The organism is Tahibacter aquaticus, assembly GCF_004363655.1.
Classification (GTDB): Bacteria; Pseudomonadota; Gammaproteobacteria; order Xanthomonadales; family Rhodanobacteraceae; genus Tahibacter; species Tahibacter aquaticus.
Map to the genome: position 1 here is coordinate 1 of NZ_SNZH01000019.1, position 26,750 is coordinate 26,750.

Annotated in this window: 21 protein-coding genes; 12 read left to right on the forward strand and 9 right to left on the reverse strand. The window is 61.4% G+C overall.

What is annotated here, in order from left to right; genetic code table 11:
* Positions 1–91: 91 nt before the first annotated feature.
* Together DFR29_RS24170 and DFR29_RS24175 are read right to left on the reverse strand one after the other, a co-directional pair.
* Entirely contained in the window at positions 92–532 is a 441-nt protein-coding gene (locus tag DFR29_RS24170; RefSeq protein ID WP_133821218.1) for a JAB domain-containing protein, read from the reverse strand.
* A 383-nt stretch (positions 533–915) separates the two neighbouring features.
* Positions 916–2,397 carry an ankyrin repeat domain-containing protein gene (locus tag DFR29_RS24175; RefSeq protein WP_133821219.1) on the reverse strand — a complete coding sequence of 494 codons (1,482 nt, stop codon included), beginning with the start codon at positions 2,395–2,397 and terminating at the stop codon, positions 916–918.
* A gap of 246 nt (positions 2,398–2,643) precedes the next feature.
* Here DFR29_RS24175 and DFR29_RS24180 point away from each other — a divergent pair, with 246 nt between their 5' ends.
* The 6 genes from DFR29_RS24180 to DFR29_RS24205 all read left to right on the forward strand — a co-directional run bounded on the left by DFR29_RS24180 (position 2,644) and on the right by DFR29_RS24205 (position 9,081).
* Positions 2,644–2,943: a helix-turn-helix transcriptional regulator gene (locus tag DFR29_RS24180; RefSeq protein ID WP_133821220.1), complete on the forward strand. Its 300-nt coding sequence runs from the start codon at positions 2,644–2,646 to the stop codon at positions 2,941–2,943.
* Positions 2,944–3,143: 200 nt separating this feature from the next.
* The gene (gene istA / locus DFR29_RS24185; protein ID WP_133821221.1) at positions 3,144–4,664 is read left to right on the forward strand and encodes an IS21 family transposase; all 1,521 of its coding nucleotides are present in this window, start codon (positions 3,144–3,146) and stop codon (positions 4,662–4,664) included.
* Positions 4,665–4,733: 69 nt separating this feature from the next.
* Positions 4,734–5,522, forward strand: a complete 789-nt coding sequence (gene istB, locus DFR29_RS24190; RefSeq protein WP_133821222.1) for an IS21-like element helper ATPase IstB — start codon at positions 4,734–4,736, stop codon at positions 5,520–5,522.
* Between the two features lie 351 nt (positions 5,523–5,873).
* Positions 5,874–6,794 (forward strand): hypothetical protein, encoded by a 921-nt coding sequence (locus DFR29_RS24195; RefSeq protein ID WP_133821223.1) that lies wholly within the window; start codon positions 5,874–5,876, stop codon positions 6,792–6,794.
* Entirely contained in the window at positions 6,791–8,746 is a 1,956-nt protein-coding gene (locus DFR29_RS24200; protein WP_133821224.1) for a type IV secretory system conjugative DNA transfer family protein, read from the forward strand. The genes DFR29_RS24195 and DFR29_RS24200 overlap by 4 nt, the downstream gene beginning before the upstream one ends.
* Positions 8,743–9,081, forward strand: coding sequence for a hypothetical protein (locus DFR29_RS24205; protein WP_133821225.1), 339 nt, complete (start codon positions 8,743–8,745; stop codon positions 9,079–9,081). The genes DFR29_RS24200 and DFR29_RS24205 overlap by 4 nt, the downstream gene beginning before the upstream one ends.
* Positions 9,082–9,269: 188 nt before the next feature.
* Here DFR29_RS24205 and DFR29_RS24210 read toward each other — a convergent pair whose 3' ends face one another.
* The 3 genes from DFR29_RS24210 to DFR29_RS24220 all read right to left on the reverse strand — a co-directional run bounded on the left by DFR29_RS24210 (position 9,270) and on the right by DFR29_RS24220 (position 11,960).
* On the reverse strand, positions 9,270–9,821 hold the full coding sequence (locus DFR29_RS24210; protein ID WP_133821226.1) for a hypothetical protein: 552 nt from the start codon (positions 9,819–9,821) through the stop codon (positions 9,270–9,272).
* Positions 9,822–10,610: 789 nt separating this feature from the next.
* The gene (locus tag DFR29_RS24215) at positions 10,611–11,492 is read right to left on the reverse strand and encodes a phage integrase N-terminal domain-containing protein (protein ID WP_133821227.1); all 882 of its coding nucleotides are present in this window, start codon (positions 11,490–11,492) and stop codon (positions 10,611–10,613) included.
* Positions 11,493–11,684: 192 nt separating this feature from the next.
* Positions 11,685–11,960, reverse strand: a complete 276-nt coding sequence (locus DFR29_RS24220) for a hypothetical protein (RefSeq protein ID WP_133821228.1) — start codon at positions 11,958–11,960, stop codon at positions 11,685–11,687.
* Positions 11,961–12,891: 931 nt separating this feature from the next.
* On the opposite strand from DFR29_RS24220, the gene DFR29_RS24225 reads away from it, so the two are divergent.
* From DFR29_RS24225 to cqsA, 4 genes are all read left to right on the forward strand, one after another.
* Entirely contained in the window at positions 12,892–13,530 is a 639-nt protein-coding gene (locus DFR29_RS24225; protein WP_133821229.1) for a DUF2971 domain-containing protein, read from the forward strand.
* Between the two features lie 69 nt (positions 13,531–13,599).
* Entirely contained in the window at positions 13,600–14,304 is a 705-nt protein-coding gene (locus tag DFR29_RS24230; RefSeq protein WP_133821230.1) for a hypothetical protein, read from the forward strand.
* A 289-nt stretch (positions 14,305–14,593) separates the two neighbouring features.
* A complete protein-coding gene (locus DFR29_RS24235; protein WP_133821231.1) occupies positions 14,594–15,382 on the forward strand; it encodes a response regulator in 789 nt (262 codons plus the stop codon).
* Between the two features lie 129 nt (positions 15,383–15,511).
* On the forward strand, positions 15,512–16,798 hold the full coding sequence (gene cqsA, locus DFR29_RS24240) for an alpha-hydroxyketone-type quorum-sensing autoinducer synthase (protein WP_208113705.1): 1,287 nt from the start codon (positions 15,512–15,514) through the stop codon (positions 16,796–16,798).
* Positions 16,799–17,041: 243 nt separating this feature from the next.
* On the opposite strand, the gene DFR29_RS24245 is transcribed toward cqsA, so the two are convergent.
* Positions 17,042–17,908, reverse strand: coding sequence for a pirin family protein (locus DFR29_RS24245; protein ID WP_133821232.1), 867 nt, complete (start codon positions 17,906–17,908; stop codon positions 17,042–17,044).
* Positions 17,909–18,008: 100 nt separating this feature from the next.
* Entirely contained in the window at positions 18,009–18,218 is a 210-nt protein-coding gene (locus DFR29_RS24250; RefSeq protein WP_133821233.1) for a cold-shock protein, read from the reverse strand.
* A gap of 231 nt (positions 18,219–18,449) precedes the next feature.
* Between DFR29_RS24250 and DFR29_RS24255 the strand changes: the two genes are divergently transcribed.
* On the forward strand, positions 18,450–19,343 hold the full coding sequence (locus DFR29_RS24255; protein ID WP_133821234.1) for an alpha/beta hydrolase family protein: 894 nt from the start codon (positions 18,450–18,452) through the stop codon (positions 19,341–19,343).
* Between the two features lie 98 nt (positions 19,344–19,441).
* Here DFR29_RS24255 and DFR29_RS24260 read toward each other — a convergent pair whose 3' ends face one another.
* Both DFR29_RS24260 and DFR29_RS24265 read right to left on the reverse strand, forming a co-directional pair.
* Entirely contained in the window at positions 19,442–20,956 is a 1,515-nt protein-coding gene (locus tag DFR29_RS24260; protein WP_133821235.1) for a fumarate hydratase, read from the reverse strand.
* Positions 20,957–21,115: 159 nt separating this feature from the next.
* The gene (locus tag DFR29_RS24265) at positions 21,116–26,125 is read right to left on the reverse strand and encodes a beta strand repeat-containing protein (protein WP_166654311.1); all 5,010 of its coding nucleotides are present in this window, start codon (positions 26,123–26,125) and stop codon (positions 21,116–21,118) included.
* On the opposite strand from DFR29_RS24265, the gene DFR29_RS29415 reads away from it, so the two are divergent.
* Positions 26,118–26,417 (forward strand): hypothetical protein, encoded by a 300-nt coding sequence (locus tag DFR29_RS29415; RefSeq protein WP_166654312.1) that lies wholly within the window; start codon positions 26,118–26,120, stop codon positions 26,415–26,417. The two genes, DFR29_RS24265 and DFR29_RS29415, sit on opposite strands and share 8 nt — an antisense overlap.
* Positions 26,418–26,750: the final 333 nt, after the last annotated feature.

Genomic DNA, 26,750 nt, shown 5'->3' on the forward strand with positions numbered 1-26,750 from the left:
GCACGCTCGCGCACTTCCTTCGGAAAATTTGCTGACTTGCTCATTGCTCCATCCTCTCAAGAGATGGAGTCTCCGGGGAAGCCGGGGCGGTTCACAACCTCACGTCAAAGAGGCTCAGCGTTTCTCTAATCTGATGCGTGATACGCCTATCCGACTCGGATGGCTCACATACACCGCTCGGATGGTTGTGCGCCACAATGACTGCTGCGGCGTTATGCAGTAGCGCATATCGTGCAATGACACGCGGATGTACGGCGCAGCCATCAATCGATCCGCGAAACAGGATTTCGCACGCGATGACCCGGTGTCGACTGTCCAGGAATACACACGCGAATAGCTCCTCCGGGTTGCCGAGCAGTCGCAGCATGAGTAGCTCGCGTGCGGCACGCGGATCTCGTACATGGAGCCGTCCGCTCAATCGCCGCTGAGCGATGCTCCGGGCCTCTGCCAGTATCCGTTCCTCGTAGTCGGTCTCGAACTCTTCCGGGAAAACCACGCGGTGCCACAAAAGCCCTGCGGGATTGTCGAGCATGTTTCGCCTCCAGCCCCGCGTCGCGGGGCATCTGTGGGATGCCCCACGCCGGGATGGCGCGGGAAAAGTGAACTTTGTTTCGACAATATTTCTAGCAGCAACGATCTGCGGCTTCAATCCCACTGTGTAGGTAGTGAACTCCCGGCGCACGTAGCGCGCACCGCATGGCTGCGGGGGATTTTCACAGGCGACTGCGCGAAAGTGATCGCGTGATGACCTGGCGACCGTGCTGCGTGATGACCAGGAAGAAAAGTCGCCGTGATGACCTCGGCCATCACGGGACTGGCACGCTCTTTTATCCCGAGAAAGCAGCGCGTGGCATAGCCGCGCGCTGGCCGTCACTGTCAGCTTGCGCCGCCAGTGACGGCCTCCAAGACAATCGGTCAGCGCGACTTCTCCAACTGGGTACGCGCCGCTACGGCCAGCATTCGTCGGATTTCCGGATCTTCGGCGTAGTCGAGCAGGTGCCGCATTGAGCCGCTATCTATTGCGTTCACATCGGCACCCTTGTCGATAAGCAGTTGCACGACATCAGCATGACCATTCTGCGTGGCAAGCAATATCGCCGGCCCGCTTCCATGCTGGCCGTTCAGTGTCGTGTACGAGTAGAAGCCACCGCTTGGGTCAAAGCCATGCTCGACGGCATGGCGCACAATCTCTGTACTGCCGACAGCGGCAGCGATAGCAAGGATGCTACCCATGACCTTGCCTCGACCTCGCTCGCCGCGAATCGCCGCGTTCATCTGATGCACAGCTGAATCCGGCGGCCCTTCTTCGATCACGAAGCAGCTATCGCCTTGCGAGAAGAAGCCGCCGTCGATCAGCATTTTCGCCTGAGATATTGTCTGCTGGTCATTGGGTGCTGAACGGATAGTCTTCGACACTGCCAAGCACAGCTCGTCGTACTTTGTCCCAGCAGCCGCTTCCAGTCGCCGCAGGGGTTCGAAGGGTGATTTTGCAATGCCGCCTGACTGCGCCTCCAACCACGAGGCCACTTCGAGCTTTCCCTGGGCCTTTGCGCAATCCTGTGGCTTGAACCCTTGATCGTTCAGGCGGCCCACATTCGCGCCGTGGCTTGCGAGCAGCTTGACCGTTTCCATGCGACCGGCGCAGGCAGCGAGGAACAACGGAGTTGAATCATGCTCTGCCAGCACATCGACCGGCGTTCCAAGCCTGATCAGTTCGGCCGCGCTATCGGCTGCGCCTTGTAAGGCGGCAAAGTGAAGCAGCGTCATCTCTCGCGGGCCGGCAAGGAGGTGCCACGGTGTGCGGTTCCCGAAGCGTTTCTCGTACTCCATCCGATTCAAAAGGTCTTTCGGGCGATTGTTCGAGATGCTCTCGACCACGCCGTTGAACGTCATCTCAGTAGCGGGATCGGTTATACGCTCCCCACGGCTTTCGCCCTGCCCGCCTTGTCCATCGTCGCTAGCCGCGTCCTGGGCCGTGATGGCAAGGCCTGTGATGCGATATGGCCCAGTATCGGAAACTACAACGCGCTCATTTGCTGTGAGGTTCCCGTACTCGACTGCGATCTTGTCGGTGGGACTCCATGACTTTACGTCCGCGCGCTTGAATCCACCCGCTGCCTCCTCGAAGTCCCTCATGGCAGCTATCCAGGCCTGTCTGTCGTAGTACCCGCGATAACCCTCGCTTGTCATGTCGTACGCGGCGGCGTAGTCGCCCTTCGAGCGGTATTCGTAGAACTGAGCCACCGTTGACTGTGGTGTGTCTGCGCTTTCCTTGGCGGTCGATGCTGCCGGCTTGTTGCTGGCGGCAGCAGTACTCGCGGCTTGGTCTGCGTCTTTCGAACAGCCGGCCACCGTCGCCGCCAGGAGCAAAACGCCGAGGACGTTGGAAATCTTCATATGCCTTTCTCATTCGTCGGATGAGGGACAGCCGCCCGGTGACGCACCCGCGCCGGCGGTCTGTGGCGGCAGACGGAGCGGGGCGCGGCCAGGTTCGCCCTCCCGCTCCATTGGACAGGCCGTCCGGTTCGGCCTTTCCGCCCTGGCCAAGTCTTGCTATGCCATACCCAAGTGTCAAGCTGTGCCGTACGACAGTAGTGTGGAACTTCCATACCTTGCGGACAGGTACGTCGCGCAAGGTGCGGTATGAAACGGTTTGGGGATCGGCTGAGGGAGGCGCGCATCGCAGCCGGCATGACGCAGGAGCAGCTCGGCTTCGAACTCGGCGTCACAAAATCATCGGTATCGGCCTGGGAGAACGGGCGCGAGACGCCCGGCTTCAGGCTGCTCGATACCCTGCGCCAAGCAGTCGGCCGATCACTCGATGAACTGATATGCGGCGCACCAGCCATCGCGAACATGGACGGGTCGAAAGACGCCCCTGGCGTTGACCCTGCGGCTATTGTCACCGACCGCCCCCATGGAGCCATTCCAGGATCGCCGTAATGGAGCCAGGTGCTGACCGGGGTAATGGAGCCAGCGAATGATCGGGCTATTGGAGCCAGCCGATGATCGCCGCAATGGAGCCAGCCGAGGATCGGGCTAAAGGCGCCAGCTGATGCCCTGAACGGGCTCTCGAACTCCCATTCACCGCTACCCTCCGGGCCTTTTGCCTGGGGGGAGCGATGAGCAACCGGAGATTCGAGATGTATGAGTACCGACAGGTCCTGGTGCGATTGCGCCAGGGCGACTCCGATCGCGATGTCGCGCGATCCCGTCTGATGGGGCGACGCAAGGTCGCCGAGGTTCGGCAGCAGGCTACCTCGCAGGGGTGGCTGGATGCCCAGCAGCCTCTGCCCGATGATGCGGCCCTGGCTGCTGTGTTCAGCGACGCGCCGCGCACGCCGACCGCCGTATCAACGCTGGAACCCTGGCGAGAGCAGATCGTCACGTGGGTCGACGCGGGCGTGCAGGGCACGACGATCCACGCCACGCTCAGGCGCAACCACGGCTACACCGGCAGCTATTCCGCGGTCCGCCGTTTTGTTCAGCACATGGCCGCGCAGCGACCGCTGGTGACGACGATGCGGTTGACGTTCTTGCCGGCGGAGGCGGCACAGGTGGACTTCGGCGCTGGGCCGACGATCGTGGACGTGCACACCGGTGAGGTGATGAAGACGTGGATCTTCGTCATGACATTGGCGTTCTCGCGCCACCAGTACGCCGAGGTGGTGCGCGACCAGACGGTGGCCACATGGCTGGCCTGCCACCGCCGCGCCTTCGAGCACTTCGGCGGCGTGCCCGAGCGCATCATCATCGACAATCCCAAGTGCGCCATCACGCGGGCATCGGTCACCGATCCGGTCGTGCAGCGTGCGTATGCCCAGTGTGCGGAAGGCTATGGTTTTCGCATCAGTGCGTGCCCACCGGCAGACCCGCAGAAGAAGGGCATTGTCGAGTCCGGCGTCAAGTACATAAAACGTTCATTTGTTCCATTACGTACATTCCGCGACGTGCCCGATGCCAATCGCCAGCTGCTGGAATGGGTGTTCTCCGATGCTGGCACACGCTGCCACGGTACGACACGGGAGCAGCCACTGCGCGTCTTTGCGCAGACCGAACAGGCGCTGCTCAAACCGTTGCCCGACGTACCGCCGGAGCTGGCGGTATGGGCTCAGGTCAGTGTCCATCGTGACGCGCATGTGCAGTTCGAGAAGGTGCTGTACTCGGTGCCGTTCCGGCTCATGGGGCAGCGCCTGTGGCTCAAGGCCACGGCGAGCTTGGTCACCTGCTACCGCGAGCACGAGCTTGTCGCCACGCACCCGCGCCACTCGCGCCCCGGCGCGCGCAGCACGGTCCGCGATCATCTGCCGCCCGAGGCGTTGGCGTGGTCGCTCGCCGATCCGCAGTACTGCCTGCAGGAAGCCCAACGGATCGGACCGTCGTGTTTGAAGCTCATCACGCGCCTGTTCGCTGATCGGGTCATGGACAACCTGCGAGCGGCGCAAGGCGTGATCCGTCTGGCCAAAGCCCACGGCCCGGCACGTCTGGAAGTGGCTTGTCAGCGCGCCATGAGCTTCGACTCGCCACGCTATCGCACCGTCAAGACCATCCTTGCCAATGGACTCGATCAGGCGGCGCAAGCCGACGCCTTCGACGCCATGGCAGAGACCTATGTTCACGGCGGCCGGTTCTGCCGCCAGAACGATACCGGTCGGCGGCACTGACAATAACCAACAAAGATTTATTGCAATCTGTTCACCTATATACACAAACTTATTGAAGGAATTGACACCATGAACCCGATCCCACAGCTCAACCCCGCTCTCAAGCAACTGCGCCTGTCCGGCATCCTCGACTCCCTCGAAGCCCGTAACCGCCAGGCCGTCAGCGAACACCTCGCCTATACCGACTTCCTTGCCTTGCTCATCCACGACGAGATCGCACGGCGTGACCAGAAGAAACTCGCCTTGCGTCTACGCCGCGCAAGCTTCCGCGCCGAGAAAACCCTCGATGGCTTCGACTTCGACCGAATCCCCTCGCTCAATCGCGCTCAGATCCACGACCTGGCCACCGGTCGCTATCTCACCGAACGAGCGCCGGTTCTCATCGTCGGCCCCTGCGGCACCGGCAAAAGTCATCTCGCCCAGGCACTCGGCCACGCCGCCGCTCGCCACGGCCACGATGTGCTCTTCACCACACAGACCCAGCTCACCGGCACCCTGCACAAGGCGCGCGCCATCGGAACCTACGAACGGCGATTGCAGCAGCTGGCCAAGCTCGACCTCCTCATCATTGATGATTTTGGTCTCAAACCCCTGCGCACACCCCACGACGAAGATCTCCACGAACTCATCGCCGAACGCTACGAGCGCAACTCCACCATCGTCACCAGCAACCTCGACTTCGACGAATGGCACGACGCCTTTCCCGCCAACCGCATCCTCGCCGAGGCCACCATCGACCGCCTACGTCACGGCGCCTACCGCATCGTGCTCGACGGCGATTCCTACCGGGCTCCGCGTGATGCCAAATCCGCCCCGAAACCCCCTCTTGCCAAAGCCCCGAAATCCCCCGCATCCTGACCCTGTTCGAGAGCCCTTTTTAGGGCACTTCTACTGGCTCCATTAGCCCGATCTTGGGTGGCTCCATTAGGGCGGTCGGTGACAGCTATTGCGCGCAACCCCGACGAGCGCGCGCTGCTCGTGCACTACCGCCGTCTTCCGGCCAGCAAGCGTGGCGCGTGGCTGGAGCTGATCCGGCGCGAATAGCCTCGAAACACGCGAGACGCCTCCGCAGCAAAACTCGTCAACTCTGCTCGCCTAACGTGGAGTGAGAGGTTCGGCGCGCTCGTGACACCTGCCTTCCCAATGCTCGGGTACTACACCGGCGAGCTTCGGGGAATGGCAATGTGGAAACGCTGGAGAACCTGGGTAATGCTTGCCCTGTTGGTCTTGCTGAACATTGCGGCCTGGGACATACGGACTGCACCTCAGCAGCATGCAGGAGTGATCCCGCTGTATCAGCACCAGCAGGATGGTGTCACTCAGTACACCGACCTAAAGCCCGATAGCTTCTATTATCGAAGCATCTGGTACTCCTGGGCTGTTGCCCTGTTCACCGGTTTCGTATTGCCCTTCATTGTGGCTTACCTTCTGCCGTGGCTGTGGCACCGAAGGAAGCACCTCATGCGAGGTATTTGGCGCGCTTTGGACAGCAGGAAAAAAAGGGCCCTTGCCACCTGCGTTGTTCTGTTTGTTGTACTCAACATTCTTGCTTGGGACATAAAAACTTCGCCCTTTGAAGTTGCCGGGCCCATCACGCTCTACCAACACAAGATGGAGGCAGACGGCACGGCACCGTACACGCAGCTATGGCCAAGTAAAATAGTTTACCAAAATCCTTGGCTTACTTATGGTTGGGCGATCTTCGTTGGCTTTGTCTTGCCGTTCGCACCCGTCGTCTTGCCTTGGCTATGGCGACGGTTCCGGCATGGCCCCGGTCGATCAACCTCAAGCTCTCTACAGGGAAGCAAAGTGGGGGCCGCCCTGGGCACCTTGACCCTGCTCATAGCCTTCAATGTCCTAGCTTGGAACTGGGCCGAATCCAGCGAGAAGGGCAAGTTGCTCATCGTGCTGGAAGAGCGGGTAGCTCGTGAAAATGTAGGGTTTCAGAGGTACGACGCTACGTACTACTCTGGCATCGCCCCAGGAATCCGCTTTCCCGACGTGGGCACCTCTGTGCTCGCCTCGTTCTTCGTCGGCGAAATCCTGCCTTTCCTGCTTGCCATCGCGCTGTTTCGACGCCGACAGCCGCCGGCCCTTCCGCTGCCCCCTGTCGCGGGAGCACCGCGATGAACTTAGATACCCTTTGGATGACGCTTCAAGTCGTCATCATTATTGTTCTCGCCATCTTCGTCGCGTATGCCGTGTCAGTTTGGCGTGATCGACGTGCCATTCAGGCCCTGCTAGACGCGGTAGATTTTTACTCTACGGTCGCCCATGGAACTGCCGACTGGAATCGCAATGCCTTCCCCGGCATCAAGCCTGGTCCGCTCTTCTTAGGCGCAGCCAATGGCAGCGCGATGTACTACGACGGTGACCAGCACCTGATAACCATTGCCCCGACTAGAACGGGCAAGGGAACCTGCCACATCATTCCCAACCTGCTGACCTACCCGGGCAGCATGGTCGTAAACGACATCAAGGGAGAGAACTACAAGCTGTCCGGAGAGAGACGCGGCCACTTCGGTAAGGTCTTCCGATTCGCGCCCTTCGAGAACGACACCAGTGGCTTCAACCCGCTGGACTTCGTACGACGAGGCACGCCCGCCGCATTCGATGACGCCATGCTCATCGCCGACATGCTCATCGTGCCAGGGAAAGATGAAGAAGAGGGCAATCACTGGAAGGAAGCCGCCAAGAACCTATTGGCAGGCCTCATCGGCTACGTCAGCGAAACTGAGGAAGGCGAGCGGAACATGCAGCGCGTCCGCCAGTTGCTGACGCTCAATCAGAAAGCATTTCTTGAATTCGTCCGAGACAAGATGACGGCTTCGAAATCCGCCTTCGTCGTGCGCGCGGCCAACATACTGCTACAGAAGGCTGACCGCGAGCGTAGCGGCGTTGTCTCGACGGCACAGGCGCAGACCACTATATGGGATAGCGAACATCTGTCGACAGCAACAAAAGTTAGTAGTTTTGGCCTTGAAGAGCTGCGTGACCAGGTGGCGACCCTCTACATCATTATTCCCCCGGAACATCTGAGCACCTACAAGGGGGTGCTGCGCGTCGTACTCGGACTAGCCCTATCGACGATGACCAGGCAGTTGCCAACACGGAACGACCGACCACCGCTGACCTTCCTGTTCGATGAGTTCCCGAGCCTGGGCTATATGCAGCCCATCGTAGACGGCATGGCCTACCTCGCTGGCTACGGCTGTCGGCTTTGGCTCTTCGCGCAAGACCTCGGCCAAATCCGTGAGACTTACGGCGACAAGGCCACCTCGCTACTGGCCAACTGCGGAGCGCGCTCCTTCTTCGGCGTTGCCGACTACGAAACTGCCGAATATGTCTCGAAGATGGTCGGTCAGAAAACCATTCGAACTTCATCCAGAACCTTCAAGACCAGCAAAATTTTGTTCTGGGCTGACGTTTGGGGCGTTGAAACCCAGAGTCTGCAATATGTCGGCGTGCCGCTTATCACGCCCGACGAAGTCATGCGAATACCGACTTGGGGCGATCAGCAGCGGCAAATCGTATTCCTACAAGGACAACGCCCGGTCTTGGCGTACAAAATCCCTTACCAGGATGTAGCAGTCTGGGCTGCTGCTGCGGTGCGTGCGCCGGTGTCGGTGCAGCTCAACCAGTCGCCTATGCCGCCAAGCGATGTGCCAGAGGCTTCACAACAACCGGAGGTTGTAGCTGCAACTGGCACGGCTAACAGGGGGGTGAAAATACCCCTTGCAACCAAGCCGGGGTCTGCTTACATAAAAGGAGGCAACAAGCGAAAGGGTCAGGGGATGACCGCGACTTACGAACTCATTGAAGAATCCGAGGCCAACTCGGAGAAAATGCACGAAAGCATGGTTCAATCAGCACAGCGTGCCCGCGAGGCAGAGCAAAAAGCAAAAGTACTGCAAAATGAACTTGCGACGTTGCCGTCTCAAGACCCAAGACGAGAAGGCTTGCTAAAACATATCGAGCTTTTGCAACTCATCGTCCAAACCGCTCGCGAAAACGTGTCGGATGGCCGCCTGGTATTGGATGCCGAGAGTGCTTTTGCAAAACGCCTCAAGGATGGATCATGACCACGCTGCAAGAAGAAGAGGTCCGCTGTAAGCGACGCTTACTAGATGCCGTGGAGCAGAAGAAGAGCGTGGAAGACCAGCTCGTAGCGAAAGAAGACGAGCTAGAAAAAAAGGGCTTCACGCCTGAGCTTTGGGCGAAAGTCGATAAGCTACAAAAGCAACGCGCCGAACTCATTTCTTTAGTGAGTGCCCGAGGAGCCGAATGGCGAGAGGCAAAAGCAAACCTAGACGCTGAGCATCAGCTTGAAGAACGGCGCGCCCGTGAAGCCGAAAGCCAGAAGGCGCGTGAGCAAGAACGCGCTAAGGGAAAGGAAATAGACGACCTGGAACTTTAGCGGCGTAGATACACCGCCGTAATCTGCTCGCGCTCGGTTTCGGGAAGGCATAGATTGGGCAGCATATAGCTGCCGCCAGCGCGACAACGGCCCGCGCGGCACACTTATGTGGGAAGATTACTCTTGCAATTAGGCTCAAGGAAAAGCGCAGCAGTAAGGAGCGAGAGATGATGGATTCGAAGTGGTTTTCATGCACCGCGGTCGGCGACCTCGCGGGCACGATGCGCAACTAGGGTGATTTTTGCCCACAACTCTTCTGCACTTTTTGCCAATTCTTGTATCTTCTCATCGTCGGTATCTGACCATATGTCAAGGACGAGCAATGCCTTCTTCCCCAGGAGCAAGGTGTCGCGATCAAAGTCTCGGCCTAATTCGATTGCTTCGGCAAACGTCGCCTCTGATCCTCCTAGCAAGTGCGCCCGCTCTAAAAACGTCACCAGCTCCTGCTGCGCAGAAAATTCAATACGCGCATCGCCGCTCAAGTATTTGCCCGCGATCTCCCGACTGTTTCCGTAGGCTAGAAAACGTCCGCCGATCCCGACCCGCGCGCCCCATTCTTCGAGGGGTGGGAGTATTCGCCTCGCGAATGCCCGAGCGGCTGTGACCTCCACTCTGCGTAGGTCAGCTAGTGCGTGCCCTCGCTGTATGGCGAGTACTAAAAACACTGCCACCAACGTGCCTGCGGACAGCAAGGCTTGCGCCCAGGCCGCGCAGGCACTTAACCAGCTTGGGTCTTTCATGCATAGCGGCTTGGCGATTCCCCAGAGCTCTAGGCAAAAGATGCCGAGACCAACGACCAGCCCGCCCCAACCAAGTCCCGCGCTCGCAATCTTCAATGCCCTGCGAATCACAATTCACTCCTCCAGACCGGTCGGGCTGATATGCATTCCGCGATTTACGTTGGGCTTTGGCGGAACAAACTTTTGCATTCTACGCCTCACAGAAGGCGCGCAGAGCTAGCGGTGTACTCTCTCATGACCACTATCGCCCAAGATACACCGCCGTAATCTGCTCGCGCTCGTGGCCGAGCTAGCAGAAAATCCGCAACCTGGCCTCGCGTTCACGAGCCTCGCCGTCGCTCTCGCCACCAAGAAGCGGCTTGAAGTAGGTCCAAAATTAGAAGCTCAACAAGAACAAAGGTGCAGAGATACACTTCGGATGCTAGCGGTTCGAGACAGGTTGACGTAGTCTACTAGCAGACGCACCGCTGCTGAATGAGTACTTCCAACCGCAAGCCTGGAGGATGCAACAATGGCCAAAGGTTTTCGTTGCCCTGCATGTGGCAAATCTACTGCCACACAGGATAAGGGGGCATATCACTGCGGCAACAATGCGTGTGGCACTGTCTGGTGGACTGCGTTCGATAGACCGTCCGCCGGAGCAAAGAAAAAGGGGTTCGAATGCACGTCTTGTGGAAAGCAAACAGTGCATTCAATCGCCACGGTTGCTGCCGCTGAAATATGGCGTTGCAGTACATGTGCATGGACCCGGATTAGCCCGGTTCAGTAGACGAGAGCTTCAATACCAGCCTATCGACCGAGATAGACCGCCGTTATCTGCTCTCGCTCGTGGCCCAGCTCGCGAGAAATCTTCAACCTGGCATCGCGGTCGCGGGCCTTGTCGTCAATACCGAGCTGACGTGAGGTCGGGCCGCCGGCAGCAGGGCAAGGAAAGCCCGTTTCCTCCAGGTAGCGACGCTGCGCATACTGATGCCGTAGGCCGTGGGTTTTCGAGAGGCCAGCCTTCGCCGTCTGGTGCTTGAAGGTGTTGAGCTGTTCAACATAGAGCTTGTTGGACGGAATCAGCGAGCCGCCTTTGGCGAAGCCAGCGACCTCCTGGAGCAAGGCCACCTGTTCCGCCGTGCGTATCGGAACCTCGCGCGGCCTTCCGCCCTTGCACCAGGACGCCTTGAGCTGTACGACCTGGCCGACTTCAATGGCGACCAACGCGACCTTGGGGCGAAACTTCAGGGCTTCTTCGCGGCGCAGGCCAAAGGCGGCCTGCAAGCGCAGGGCATACCGCGTCCAGGGATCAGTGACCCGCTCCAGGCCATCGCCGCCCAACTCAACAGCCTTGGTCTTGTTGGTGACGTACTTGCGGTCAGCAATGCCGTAAAAGGCGTTGTCGCTGGCAATGATGCCCGGCTTGCCGACCTTTTCGGCCCACCACCGAAGGGCCGCCATGCGGTTCTTCACCGTGCCGACTGACAGGTCTTGTCCACGCCAGGACTTCACCAACGCCTCGACGTGCTTCGGCTTGAGGCTGTCGGCAGTCATATTCTGATAGCCCAACCCCTTCAGGTCGTCGGCCATCTTGGTCAGAGTCTTTAATCTCTCTGCCTGGGTGCCAAAGCTCCCGTCTTTGTTGCGGTAGGCCAGGTGTCGCAGGTCGTATTTCAAGCTCACACGCATTGCCGGAGTTCCGGTAAGTGTTCACGCCGTCACTGGTGGCTCCGGGAGCCAGCCAGCAACCCCACCTCGATCAGATCGAGGCAGGCAGGGGCTATTGAGCTTGGGCGCATCGACCGATGCACCCGCGTTTGTGCCTGTTGGCACCTCCTTTCTACGCAGGTTGTTGACCTGATTGGTTTTCATACGACGGTGCTAGCTCCCCTCCTGGCCGGAAGGGGAAAGCACCCGATGCAGGTTTTTCGCGTGGGCCTGTCCACGTTGAGGGTTTCCCCTCGAACCGTCCTGAAACGCCTGTAGGTTTCGTTTCAAGCGTTCCGCCTTGCCCCGGCTCATATCGCGTTCGTGGCGCGCCTGGGCTGTCTCCTGATGCGCTTCCATGAGCGCGACCAGCAGACGCGCGTTCTCGCGGCGGAGGGTTCCGACTTCCGCACGGAGGGCCGCGAGCTGTTCCGCGACGCTGGTCGTCATGCCTCCATCATTCCGAAATCGTGCCAAAAAATCAATGTATACCGAGGTGTTTCATGCGTCGTCATTGTCAGCTTGGCAGCCAATGACGACGCTGCGTGTTGCTACGCCCCCCCGAAAACGCCACGCCGGTTTTGGACAGGCACGCCGGTTCTTCAGTTTTGTGAAGACTGTTCACGGGCGTCAGGCGGCCAGTACGCCTTCAGACAACAGAGGAGATGAACGCTTTCGTCTAGCGGCAGGGGGGGGCTCACCCTTCCCCCTTTGTCGTATCCGACAACAGCCGTCTGAGTTCTGTCGGCTACAACCATCCCGAAGCGGTCGGCATCTTGCGGTTCACGCTACGCGGCTCGCAGCCGCCTCCGCAGGTGCGTTTCGCAGACCATATAGCTGAGAGGATCGGCGCCTTCACCGCAGCGAGGCATACCGGAGCGTGGTCGAGCAATCCTCTCACCGCTGTCTGGCCAGCTATTGCCGTAGTAACCGTTGCGTGCTTCTGCGTCCAGCGCACATCGCCTTCTTCTGCCTGGGGTCGTCGTGTTCTAGGGCTAGCCACCAAATTCTTCCTGACCTAGGCCCTTACCCCCCCCGTGCCGTGTGGCCAAGAAATGGACTCGTTGCCCAACCCGAATCACGCAGATCAATCGCGACTACGGCGGAATGCAAAGGAATCACGAAAACTTGTGCTGTCGACGGACGTGTCGGATAGTCGCCCTACTAGCGAACCGCGCTCTCACGCTACGCTTCAACTGCTGGAGCGATTAGTTCGCAGAGCCTAACGGATGGCGGCAATTTTTGGTGCACGCTCACATTCAAGTTCGCCAGTGTTCGAAAAGCGACTGTTCAGTTTGGCTCTATCTGCGATTCAAGAATCTGCATAGGAAACCACCAAGCCGGTTGCGTTTTATGATTATCCTTTTAAAAGGACATTCTTGTGACTCGCTCTTACTATCGTATTTATCAGTACCGTCCAGATAGTCAACCACGCGACTTTGATACTTTTTTGGCGAGCCGCGTATGGTCAGCATCTATTGAAAGTCTGAATGATCCATTTGAGTTCCATGCCTTTAGTACCCTCGCGTCAAGACCAGAAATGCATGCACAGTTCGCAAGTGCTGGCGTGACATGCTTCTGTCGTGCGCTTACAAATCCGCTGCTCTGGTCACACTACGCCAACGGCCATACCGGATTTTCTGTTGGATATGATCCTGCACATCCATTCTTCGGTGGCGATAAGGAAATGCGTATGCGAATTCTGCACGACGTTCGCTACGAAGACATTCCTCCAAACGCCGATTTTCTGGAGGGTGATGACCTGGCTATGGCGGCAGTTCTTACAAAGCCAACTTGCTGGGCGTATGAGCAGGAGGTGCGACTCATTACGCGAGAATCTAAACGACTTGTCGATATCCCGACGGATGCGATTAAAGAGTTGATATTAGGTGCTCGAATGTCGTCTGATCGGGTCACTGAGATTGTCAATAAGATCCAATCGATCAACATGAATGTGAAGATTGCCAAGATGCAGTTCTCCAGAGAGAGCTATGGCGTTAGACCGCAGTGGATCGCATAGCTTTGGTATGCGCGCAGGTAAGCATTGGCCTACTGGAGGCTGAACCTAAGCCCTAAAAGGACTACGGATATGTCGTCGCGCACAAAGGTTCCAGGCTCGACTCAGGCCGAGGTGCTTGTCCAATCTCGTCGCCGATGCTGCATTTGCTACGGACTATCCAAAGACTCCTCCGTCAAAAAGGGGCAAATTGCCCACCTCGACGGTGATCGGAACAACAACGCATCAAAAAATCTAGCCTTTCTGTGCTTCGACCATCACGACGAATTCGACTCACGGACAAGTCAGAGCAAAGGACTTCAGACGACGGAAATAGAGATCTACCGAGAGGAGCTCTACTACACTTTTGGAAGTTGGAGTGCTCAGCTTCATCGAGACGAGCTACTTAACTTTCTAGCATTCTACGCTGCGGACTACGATGCTATGGCGAAAGCTGCGATCAAGGCCGGACATTCTGTCGTCTTCTATGGAGAAGAGCTTGCATTTGATGTACTTGTAACTGACCAAGTCGACTACTGTGACGGAGATCTATATCTTCCGCATATTGCTGTACTCGAACTCTTTGCCGCTTGGGGTTGGCTAACGTTCTCATACGAAGAGCAAAAGGATGAGAATGACATTACGTCAAGGGTTTTAATAAGAGCTGATCGGAAGCCTATTTGCGACGAGGTTGCGAAACGCCTTCTGACTGCACTTGAGTCCAAGCAAGACGTTTACCAAAGCCTTGCTGCCAAAGCCAAGCATCGAGGGTGGTCGCGTGATGAAGGTAGCCCCTAACGGCAACTACCGCCACGTCACGAGTCACCGACTGGCTGAACGTCAACCGTCATTACCTCTAGTACGAACGCGATCAAGGCTGACCTCAGGCCACTGCCCCTTGAAACAGCCCCGATAGGGGCAAGTAACTGCCGTCCGCCTCTCTGCCTTCAATCTGTGGGCTGTGCGGTGAAAATGTTCTACACAATTCCTGCACAGGCTTTTTTCTGTCAATTTAATCTTGTAAAAACAAATAGATGCGAATGCATCCTTCCACCGCTGGAAGGACCGACCTTCGCAAACCCAGGAATTGGTCGCCCTTGATGTGGACTCGATCCACCGCATTGTGTATGACCCGGAGCGGTTTTCCGAAGTCTCCGTTCTCGTCGTCGACTACTTCATGCCGGAAATGGACGGCGTCACCTTCTGCAAGCGGCTCAACAATCCGCTGATCGGCAAGATCCTGCTCACCGGCCGCGCGGAAGACTCGGTCGCGATCGAAGCCTTCAATTCCGGCGTGATCGATCGCTTCATTCGCAAGAGCGATCCGCAGGCCATGGCCAAATTGCAAGTCGCCATCCGCGAATTGCAGCAGCGCTATTTCGAGCGCGCCGGCGCCTTCGTCGCCGAAGCGTTGGCGATGGGGCGATTCTCGTTCCTGCGCGATCCAGCCTTCCGTGCCGTATTCGATTCGGTCGTGGCTACCTTCCAGCCGATCGAATCGTATGTGGTGTGCAATCCCACTGGCGTGCTCATGCTCGACGCCTGGGGAGTGGGCCGCTTCTTGCTTGTACAGACCGACGATGATCTGCGCGAGCAACACGATGTGGCCGAAGATCGCGGTGCCCCGGACAACCTGCTGCGTGCCTTGCGCTCCGGCAGTGCCTTGCCCTGGTTCTGGTCCAGCGGTGGCTTCTACAGCCCGCAAATTGCCGACCCTGGCGCAAACCTGTTTCCGGCCACCGCGATACAAGGCGATAACTGCTACTACTTCAGCCTTATCGATCACCTTGAACCGCTGCAGCTGGCCCATGTGAAGTCGTACCGCAACTGGTTGCGCGAACAGGACAATATCGACATCCCGCCGCGCGCGGGATAGTCGCGCATCATCGCAAACCCTCTCGATTCCGACCGGCCCAAGGCCGGACCGGTCGTCCCGCTGCGGCGCCGTAACCGCAGCCAGCCAGGGATGGCTTGGTCCATAAACTCCCGTGAGAGGTTTGCAGTCATGTCTATTTCCTTCCCGTCTGTTGTCACCCCTTCCTTCCAGATGCTGCCGGTGCGTTCGCCGGAGCTGCCGGAGTTCGCCCGCCAGCGCGTGGAGCGATTCCATAACGAGCGCGTCGCCACGAGCTGGAACGGCCGCCATATCCTGCGCGGCGCCAAGCCCGGCGCCAATGCGCTGATGTTGCAGAGCAATGACTATCTGGCCATTACGCGGCATCCGGAAATTGTCGCCGCGCAGCGCGAGGCACTCGCCTGCGCCGGCAACGGCGCAATGATGTCCGGCCTGTTTCTGCAGCATGACGACGATCCGCTGCACGTGGTCGAACGCGAACTCGCCCTGGCCCTGGGCAGCGAAGAAACCATCCTCTGCCAGTCGGGCTATGTGGCGAACATCGGCCTGGTGCAATGCCTGGCCGGAGAGCGCACGCCGGTCTATATCGACATGCTGGCGCATGCATCGCTGTGGGAAGGCATCAAGGCTGCCGGCGCGCAGTCGGTGCCGGTTTTCCACAACGATCCGGAGTATCTGGAGCGGCAGATCCTGCGCCACGGCCCCGGCCTGATACTGGTCGACTCTATCTACAGCACAAACGGCAGCATCTGCCCGCTGGCGGAATTCGCCACTATCGCACAGCGCCACGGCTGCATCTTCATCGTCGACGAATCGCACTCGCTGGGCACACACGGCGTGCATGGCGAAGGGCTGGTCGCCAGCCTCGGCCTGAACGACCGCGTGCATTTCGTCACCGCCAGCCTGGCCAAGGCGTATTGCGCGCGGGCGGGCCTGATCAGCTGCAGCCGCCGCTTCAAGCCGTACTTCGCCTTCGAGTCGATGCCAGCGATCTTCTCCTCCACCCTGCTGCCGCCGGAGCTGGCTGGCATCGACGCTTCGCATCGCGTGATCCAGCGCGAAGGCTGGCGCCGTGCACGCCTGCAGCACGTCACCCGGCGCGTGCGCGAAGCGCTGCTGGAACTGGGCTATCCGGTACGCGAAGGCACCGAGCAGATCATCGCGCTGGAAGTCGGCACAGAAGCTGCCGTGATGAAGGTGCGCGATGCGTTCGAGGCGGAAAACATCTTCGGCGCGATCTTCTGCGCACCGGCCACGGCGAAGAACCGCGCGCTGCTGCGCCTGACCCTGCACGCCGGCCTCGACGACGATGCGGTCAATCGCCTGATCGGCGCCTGCACGCGGCTGCGCGACAAGATCGACCTGGCCGACTGGAGCGCATCGCGACGCGAACGGCGTACGGTGAACAAGCCGCAGGCGGCTCTGGAGGTGGCCTGAGGCCCGAGCCCCATCGCGCTGTTGCACTGGTTGAATGAGTGAAAACCGGGCGGCCCGAACAGGGCCGCTTTTTTCGTGCCTGTCGTGCGGTGGCGGTGCAATTCGCCTTGCTCATCGCACCCGACGAAAGCAGCGCGTGTCGAGCAGGGCGCGATGAGCGCAGCGAATTGCGCCGAACGATCGTGCGCCGCAATTCGCGCGGCTCATTGCCCGTCATGCGTGCCGCGGTTTGCAGCAAGGATTTCAGTGCTCGGGCAGCGGAATGAATTCTGTCTCATCCGGTACAGATGGAAAACGCTGCGCGGCCCAATCCTGCTTGGCCTGCTCGATGCGCTCGCGGCTGCTGGCCACGAAGTTCCACCACAGGTGACGCGGACCATCCAGCGCATCGCCGCCGAGCAGCACGACACGGCTGTCGACAACCGCAGTGAAGCTGTCGGCTTGCGCCGCCAGTACCGCCAGTTCGTTCGCCGGCACGGCCTGGCCATCCACCTCGATGCCGCCGCTGACGACATACAGTGCGCGCTCGGCGTAGTCGGCCTGCAGCGACACGCGGCTGCCGGCGCTGACGTCCATCCACACGTACAAGGTCGGCGACGGCGCCTGCACCGGCGACTCCACGCCGAAGGCGCGCCCCATCAATACGTGCAGGCTGGCGCCGTCATGCTGCACCCGCGGCAGGCTGCTGCCGGGGTAATGGCGGAACCAGGGTGCGGACTCGGCCTGGTCCTGCGGCAAGGCCAGCCAGGTCTGCAGGCCGTGCAGGTACTGGCCCTCGGCCTTGGCCTGCGCACTGCCGCGCTCGGAATGGACAATGCCGCGTCCCGCACTCATGAGATTGATGTCGCCGGGACGGATCGCCTGCACCGTGCCAAGGCTGTCGCGATGCACCATCTCGCCGGCCATCAGATAGGTGACAGTGGCCAGGCCGATATGCGGATGCGGCCGTACATCGGTGCCGCCGCCCGGCGCCACGTCCAGCGGGCCGAACTCGTCGAGAAAGACGAACGGACCCACCGCGCGGGCACGCAGATGCGGCAAGGCGCGGCGTACGATCAGGCCACCGCCGATATCGTGGATGCGCGGCTCGATCAGGATGGTCTGGCTCATGGCTCAACCCTGTATGGCGCCGACCGCACTGGCGCATTAATGAAAAACGCCACGAATCGCTTCGTGGCGTTTCGGACTCCCCCACGCAACGGCAGTTTCTTCAGACGGCGCTGACTTCGTCGGCCTGCAGGCCCTTCTGGCCCTGCACTACCTTGAAGCTGACCTTCTGGCCTTCCTGCAGGCTCTTGAAACCATTGCCGACAATGGCGCGGAAGTGGACGAAGACGTCCTGGCCATTCTCACGGGCAATAAAGCCAAACCCCTTGGCATCGTTGAACCACTTGACGGTACCAACCTCACGATCCGACATGAAACGCTCTCCCAAGCTCGAAACATAGATGGCCAGGCCATCGCCTTACTGGTTGCAGGGCTCAAGACAAAGCGATGACGCGGATCAGCCGATCGGTGGCATCGGGTCAAACGTTCAGACCGTGCAAACACAGCGCGAGCAGTCTACTCAAGCTTTTTAACAAAATCGACAGTGTCTGAACGGCAGCCGACCAGGTCGAAGCCGGCAGCGCCCGTGGGATACCATCGGCACATGCCCTTGCCCTCTGCTGCGCCCGAGCCGGCGCCCGAATCCTTGTGCGTTGCCGCTGCCGACGGCCACGCCGCCCAACTGCTGTTGCTGCGCGGCGAGCCCGGGCGAAAGCTGGGCCTGCTCTGGCTACCGGCCATGGGCGTGCCCGCCCGCAAGTACCGTCACTTTGCCGCTGCGCTGGCCGGGCGCGGCTGGAGCGTGGCCCTGCACGAATGGCGCGGACAGGATTCAAGCAACTGGCGCGCTGCACGGGCCTGCGACTGGGGTTATGCGCAATTGCTCGCCGACGTAGCCGCCAGCCGCGAGCAACTGGCCGAAGCCGCTGCCGATACGCAATGGATCGTCGCCGGCCACAGCCTGGGCGGACAGCTCGCCGCTCTGGCATTGGCGCAGCGACCGCAGGACTTCGCCGGCTATGCGATCGTCGGCAGCGGCCATCCCTGGTGGCGCACGTTTCCGGGCTGGCATCAGGGCGTGTTGCTGGCGGCAATCGCCGGGTTCCGCCTGGTGTCGGCGGTATGCGGTTACTTCCCCGGCGACAAAGTCGGCTTCGCCGGACGCGAAGCCCGCGGCGTGATCCGCGACTGGGCCGACAGCGCCGCCAGCGGCGAGTACCGCCCGGCGGCGCTCGATTTCGCCGCGGAAGCACGCCTGCGCAAAGTGGTCACGCCGGCGCTGGCGCTGCGCCTGTGCAGCGACTGGTATGTACCCGCCGCCTCGCTGGACTATTTGCTGGCAAAGCTGCCTTTGCTGCAATTGCAGCGCGGCGAGATTGCCGACCGCGAGTTCAGTGGCGGGCGTGCCGGACATTTCGAATGGATGCGCGAGCCGTTGCCAGTGGTGGCGCGTATCGATGCGTGGCTGGCGGGGATCGAAGCAACCACGGGGTCCTGATCGGCGCAACAGCGCTTTACGCCTTCCCCTTGCGCAGGCAGGCGTAGTTCCGACAATCCTGCAATGGCCCCTGCTCGGCGCTCAGCGCAGCGAACCGCTCAAGCCACCACCACCGGAATCTTGCCGATACGCGCCTGCCATTCCCTGGGCCCGGTCTCGTGTACCGAACTGCCGCTGCTGTCCACCGCCACGGTGACCGGCATGTCCTTGACCTCGAACTCGTAGATCGCCTCCATGCCCAGGTCTTCGAAGGCGAGCACGCGCGCGGCCTTGATTGCCTTGGACACGAGATAGGCCGCACCGCCGACCGCCATCAGATAGACGGCCTTGTTGTCGCGGATCGCCGCGATCGCCGAGGGACCGCGCTCGGACTTGCCGACCATGCCCAGCAGGCCGGTCTGCTCCAGCATCTGCCGGGTGAACTTGTCCATGCGCGTGGCCGTGGTCGGGCCAGCCGGACCGACCACTTCGTCGCGCACCGGATCGACCGGGCCGACGTAGTAGATGAAGCGGTTGGCGAAGTCGACCGGAAGCTTTTCTCCCTTGTTCAACATTTCCACCATGCGCTTATGTGCCGCATCGCGGCCGGTCAGCAGTTTGCCGTTGAGCAGGATGGTCTCGCCCGGCTTCCAGCTGACGACTTCCTCGCGCGTGATGGTATCCAGGTTGACGCGACGGCCTTTGGACGCGTCGTAGGTGAGCGTGGGCCAATCGTCCAGCGACGGTGGTTCCAGTGCCACCGGGCCAGAGCCGTCGAGCACGAAATGCGCATGTCGCGTGGCCGCGCAGTTGGGAATCATCGCTACCGGCAGGTTGGCGGCGTGGGTGGGATAGTCCAGCACCTTCACGTCCAGCACCGTGGTCAGGCCGCCCAGGCCCTGTGCGCCGATGCCCAGTGCGTTGACCTTCTCGTACAGCTCCAGGCGCAGCTCTTCGGCGCGATTCGTGGCGCCGCGGGCGATCAGGTCCTGGATGTCGATCGGCTCCATCAGCGCTTCCTTGGCCAGCAGCATGGCCTTTTCCGCGGTACCGCCGATGCCGATGCCGAGCATGCCCGGCGGGCACCAGCCGGCGCCCATGGTGGGCACGGTCTTGAGCACCCAGTCGACGATGGAATCGGACGGGTTGAGCATGGCGAACTTGGACTTGGCCTCGGAGCCCCCGCCCTTGGCCGCGACGATGACGTCGACCTGGGCACCCGGCACGACGCGCATATTCACCACGGCCGGCGTGTTGTCGCGGGTGTTGCTGCGCTTGCCGGCCGGATCGGCCAACACCGAGGCGCGCAATTTGTTGTCCGGATGGTTGTAGGCGCGGCGCACGCCTTCGTTGACCATCTCCTCGACACCGAGGCTGGCTTGCCAGCGCACGTCCATGCCGATGGTCAGGAATACGGTGACGATGCCGGTGTCCTGGCAGATAGGCCGGTGGCCTTCGGCGCAGAGGCGCGAATTGATCAGGATCTGCGCCATCGCATCGCGCGCCGCCGGCGACTCTTCGCGCTCGTAGGCGGCAGCAAGATTCTTGATGTAGTCGACCGGGTGGTAGTACGAGATGTACTGCAGGGCATCGGCGATGCTCTGGATGAAGTCTTCCTGCTTGATCGTGCTCACGGTCGCTGGCGGTCTGCTGACGAAAGGCGCGCATTGTAAGCCAGCCCCGACGCCGCGCCAGGGTATTACGACCATGGGCCAAGGCCGCCTGCCGCCCTGCCCTTCGCCCAAAAAAAAGAGCCCGGGACCAGCCCGGGCTCAAAACTGCTGCGCTACTGATCAGTTGGCGTTGGTCACCAGGCTCAGCCAGGGCAGATTCTGCTGCGCCGTGACCGCCAGCGTGGCCAGCTTGCCGCGCTCGGCGCGGTTGCCGCTGGTCTGCGAGGTGTTGCCGCCGGCCAGGTGCAGGTAGCCGTCCTGCGCATCGCCCGAGGCAGCCTGCCAGGCAAACTCGATGCCGTGGCGGGCCGGATCGATGGCGATCCAGGCACTGCGTTCGGCCAGGCCGTTGGCATCGCGCAGCACGCTGCGCAGCATCACCTGCTGGTTGAAGCGGGCCAGTTCCAGCGTGAACAGCTCGGCACCGGTATCGCTATAGCCAGTGGCGACCGCGACCGGAGCCAGGTCCAGGCTGCCGAGCAAGGCCGAATCGACGCGCAGCAAGCCGCCGACAAAGCCATTTTCGTTGCCCACGCCATCCGGAACCAGGGTGATCGGTGCCGTCTCGAAGCCGTTCTTGAAGATGACGATGATGTCTTGCGGCGTATCCGTTGCGCTGTTGTTGGCCGGGTTCGGATCGCCCGCCGCCGTCACCGTCGCCGTGTTGGTGATGATGCCGTCGGGGCTGCCCGGCTGTACCGTGGCCGAGTAGACATAGGCCGCTTCGCTGCCGCCCGGCAGCACGGCGTTGTCGCTCAGCGTGTTGCCGGTGCCGGAGGCACAGGTCGCGCCACCGGTGCCGCTGCAGGTCCAGGCACCGCCCGACAGCTCGCTCGGCAACACGTCACTGACCGCTGCGGTCACCGTGGCCGATCCGGCCGGGTTGCTGACGCGGATCACGTAGTTGAGCGAATCGCCGACGCGCACGAACTGGCGGTTGTCGGTGATCGTCACCGCCACATCCGGCAGCTGGATCACGGTGTCGGTATCGGTGGCGCTGTTGTTGGACGGATCGGTATCGCGCTCGCCCGCACCCACCGCCACGCTGGCGGTATTGGCAAGGGTGCCGCTGGCGGCCGGCGACACAGTACAGGTCGCGGTATAGACCAGGCTGCCGCCGCTCGACAGCGAACCCGAATCGGCGAAGCTGCCGGCGCCGCTGGCGGCGCAGCTGCCGCCGGTTGCAGCGCAGGTCCAGGTGCAGCCCGTGAGTTCGGTCGGGAAGGTATCCGTCGTCGTCGTCGAGGCCGCGTTCGGTCCGGCATTGTTCACCGTGATGGTGTAGATCACGCTGCTGCCGGCGTTGACCGTGCCGGTGCCGTCGGTCTTGGTGATCGACAGATTGCTCAGACGCACCAGATCGTCGATGTCGGTCGCCACGTTATTGGACGGCGTCGCATCGATCAGGCCGGAGGGCAGGTTCACCACCACACTGTTGCTGACATTGGTCGCCACGCTGACCGTAGCCACGGTGCAGCTCTGCGAATAGGCCACCGTGCCGCCAGGCAACACGCTGGGCGCGTCATTGATCACGCCCACGCCGGAGGCCGCACCGCAGCTGCTGCCGGCCGAGGCCGAGCAGGTCCATGCGCCGCAGGTCAGGTCCGGTCCCGGCGACTCGACCACGTTGGCGGCGTTCACGGCGATGCTGCCCGGATTGGTCACGGTGATCGTATAGGTCAGGCTGCCGCCCGTATCGACCGTGGTGACGCCGTCGGTCTTGCTGATGGCCAGATCGGCCGACGTGCCGCCGCCGGCTTCGGCCAGGCCGAAGTATTCGTAGCCGGTCACGCCGCTGACACTGCCCAGGTTGGTCGCGGGCGCGATGGTTCCGACCAGGTCGGTATAGACCGTCGGCGGGCTGGGCGTACCGTTGTATACATGCAGGTTCGCTTCGGTGACCGTGCCGGGCACGTCACCGTCGACATAGGTGAAGCCCAGGTCGGCAGTGGTGCCGGCGGGTGCGAGCACGCGCCAGTAGCGATCGATGGTCTTGTCCGCCGGTGCGAAGTTCGGCAGCTTGCCGGTCAGCGCGGTCGCTTCGACCGCCAGCGGGAACGTGCCCACCGTGGCGTTCGCAGTCACCGGCGAATAGCCCGTCGAAGTGCCGACTTCGAAGGTCTTGCTGCCGGCAGCCGTATAGGTCTTGCCCAGATAGCCGTCGACATAGCCGGTAGTGCGCGTGACCGAGCCGGTGCCGCCGACAAGGATCGTATCGCTACCCGTCACGACAGGACCATTGGTCAGCGCCAGCGTGGCCGCGACGGTCAGGTCTCCACCGGCCAGAGTCAGCGAGTGGGCCACATTGTCGTCGTCGTAGCTGAGGTTGGTCAGCGCTCGCGCCGGATTGATTTCCGGACCGGTGGTCTTGGAATTCACGGTACGCAGGTAGGAAATGGTCTGACCGCCACTGCCGAGATTGAACACCGGCGCCACGTCGAAGGTGCCGCCGCCGGTCGGCGTGGTGGTGTTGCCGATCTGCACGATGCCGGTGGAAGTACCGCCGCTGCCCAGGGTCAGCTTGTTGGCATTGACGAAGCTGCCGCTGAAGATGATCACGCGGTTGGTGACGACATTGCTCACCGCCGGATCGAAGGTGAAGGCAAGATCGTTCTGCAATTCCAGGCTGTTCATCGGCGCCGTCACCGTTCCGCTGCCCTGGTAGGTGATGGGGGTACCGACCAGGAAGGTGATGAAGCGCGCACTGGCACCGGTCGAGGTCAGCGTGCCGTTGTTGGTGATATTGCTGCCGTTGAACAGGAACACCTGGTTACCGGTGTTCAGGATCGCGCCGGCGTTGATGGTGATATTGCGCGAGACATTGTTGATGCCCGACGGCGCAGCAAAATTCACCGTGTGGTTGGCCGACGTGTTGGTCACCACGAGATTCGGTGTTGCGCCGGCGATGGTGAAGATCTTGGCAGCACCGGAACTCGCATTGCCCATCTGCAGCGTGCCGCCGGTGATGCTGGCGGCGCCGGTACCGGCCTGGTGGCGGTAGTCGCGCGGGCCCGAAGCCGCCGTGCTGGCCAGCTGCGAGACGATGGTGCCACCGCTGATGGCGACGGTCGCCGCGGCGGAAGTGCCCAGGTCGAAGCAGCCCAGCGTGGTCGAGGTGTTACCGAACGTGCAGACGGTGATGGTGCCGTTGCTCTGGGTGTAGGTGAATGCGGTGGCCGACGCGCCGACACCGAAGCGTCCGGCCGCGTTGACGCTGCCGCCTTCGATGTTGATGTTGGAGCCCGCACTGAAGCCGATCGAATTGCCGGTGGCCGTGCCGACGTTGTAGATGCCGGTTGTCACGCGCAGGCGGCCGGCGACCGTAGCCGAACCGTTCTGGCCGGCAACGACGAAGTTGGGATTGTTGAGCCAGAAACCGGTCGTCGCACCGATGCTGTAGCCCGCGGTGGTGAATACGCGATTGGTCGCCGTGAACGAGCCCGACAGCTTGAAGGTGCCGTTGCTCAGGGTCAGGAAGCCGGCCGAATCGGTGGCCACGCCCTGCACGGTGAAGCTGGCCGGGTTCAGTTCCAGGGTCGGCGTGCTGTTCGTACCCTTGTTGACCGTGACCGCACGCACATCGGTGGTCGCGCCGCTGCCGCCGAAGGTACTGTTGGCCGCACCGGTGAACACGATGCCGGCACCGGCGGTATTGCCGTTGGTGCTGAAATCCAGCGTGTTGTTGTTGGTCAGGCTGGTGCCGACCGTCAGCACATGCGTGGTGACCGTACCCGTCGCCGGCGCCTCGAAGATGCCGTTGTTGAGCACGGAAGTGCCCACGACCAGGGTGCGTGCTGCCGTCGGATCCCACTGCAGCGTGGCCGAAGAATTGACCGTCAGGCTCAGCGCCACGGCTGCCGTATCGATGACGACCGGGCTGCCCGCGACGATGGTCACGTTGTCGGCAGCGTTGGGAACGGCACCGCCGCCCCAGGTGGCCGGATTGCTCCAGTTGCCGCCACCGGCGACCGAGCTCACATTGCCCGGAGCCGGCGTCGCCTGCGTGCCGGACAAGGCCGTGCTCAGGGCGCCTTCGCTGACGGCGAACACGCGCCAGGTGTAGTTCGTCGACGGGGTCAGGCCGTTGAAGGTCGCGGTGACAGCGTTCTGCGCGGCCGTGCCGGCGAAAGTGAAGTTCACCCCGTCAGTGGAGTTGTATACAACGTAGCTCAGCTCATCCGGCGAGTCGGTCCAGTTCAGCGTGGTGCTGAGCGCGGTGACGCCGCTGAAGTTCAGCGCGGTCGGCGCGGTCGGCACCGGCGGCGTGAAATCGAAGGTGCGGCGCGCACCGTTCGCGGCCGAGGTCAGCACGGTGATCGGGCCGGCGGCGTTGTACAGGTTGTTGACCGGCGTGGCCGAGGCGCCGTTGTAGCTCGGTGCCGGCGTGCCCGTCAGCGGCGCATCGACCGAACCGACATTGCCGGCCGTGTTGGTCGAGGAAAAACCAATCTGCGGATCCTGCGAATCGGTGCTGGTCGCGCCAGCCGTACTCATGGTCATGCTGCCGTAGACGAAACCGATCGAGCCGGTGGTTTCGTGCAGCTGCACCTGGTAGGTCAGGTCGGCGGTGCCGCCGCTATTGAAGTTCGACTGGTTGTTCAGCCATTCCACCGTCAGCGTGCGCGAAGGCGCCGTGCCGGTAACGCGGAAATGTACCTTGCCGTCGCCCAGATGCGTGCGCTGGTCGGCGCCGTAGGCCGTGATCAGCGGGATATTCGTCTGCGCCAGCGGCTGGTACGGCGAACCGGCCTGCGCGGCAGCACCCAGGCGCAGCACGCCGTTCTCGTTGATCGAGAACTGGGTGAAGCGTGCACCCTGGAAAAAGAAGTCGAAACCGATGTCGGTCAGTGGCGAGGCGGTGTCGTCGAGGTTGGCCGCGAGCAGCTGGGTCGTGCCCGTGCTCATATCGGCCAGCGACCCGGTAGTTCCGGTGGCGAAGGTGTAGTTCGTCGTGGCATTCGGGACTATGCCCGGATAAGCCTCGGTAACCGGCACCTGTTCCGTCAGCGCCGGTTTGCCCGTAGCCGTCAGCGCTGCCGACGTTACCGACTCCACGCCGCTACCGGCAGATGCCGCCAACGCGGTCAGCGTCAGCGCCAGGCCGGCGCTCAATGAAAGCTTCTTGATCATTCGAAATCCCCACATTTCTACGGCTGATCTGATTGCCGCCAACGGCATCGCCACCGGCCGAAGACCGATGGCGCCGCTGCGCGGTGCCCCAACGCAACTGCTGTTTCAGGTTTACTGGATTACCGGCACGCCGCCGCAGGACGGCGCGCAAGAGGACACGCCGGGCAACGCCGGTCAGGCAAAGCCGGAGCGGCTACCTCGATGTCGCGAATGCAAAACACGGGCGAGGCCAAAAGGACTTCGGCCTGGCAGCCAGGAGCGGCACCGGATGCTGCAGGTGCCGGCGGCATGACGCAGGCCCGCTGCCCGCTTGCCGGATGGAGACGGTGTTGCAGATGCCACATTCACGATGCGTTTCCCCCTAGAAACCGGCATCCGAACAGGGACTGATGAATACAGATGCGGCATGGAATCCCGGCTCCACCCTGCACCTGCGTTCCCCCATGCCAAGGCGACAGAACGAAGCCATGACAGTGCATTCGTAGCATATCGCCGCGAGGGAAGCCAGCGACCGCAGCCGTGCGGGCAATCCGTTCCGCAGCGTGTGGCTGGCCACGCGCGAGGCGATCGATTGCCGAATTGCGTATCTGTGCAGGGGCGTCGGCACGGCCCTCTTTTCAGTCCG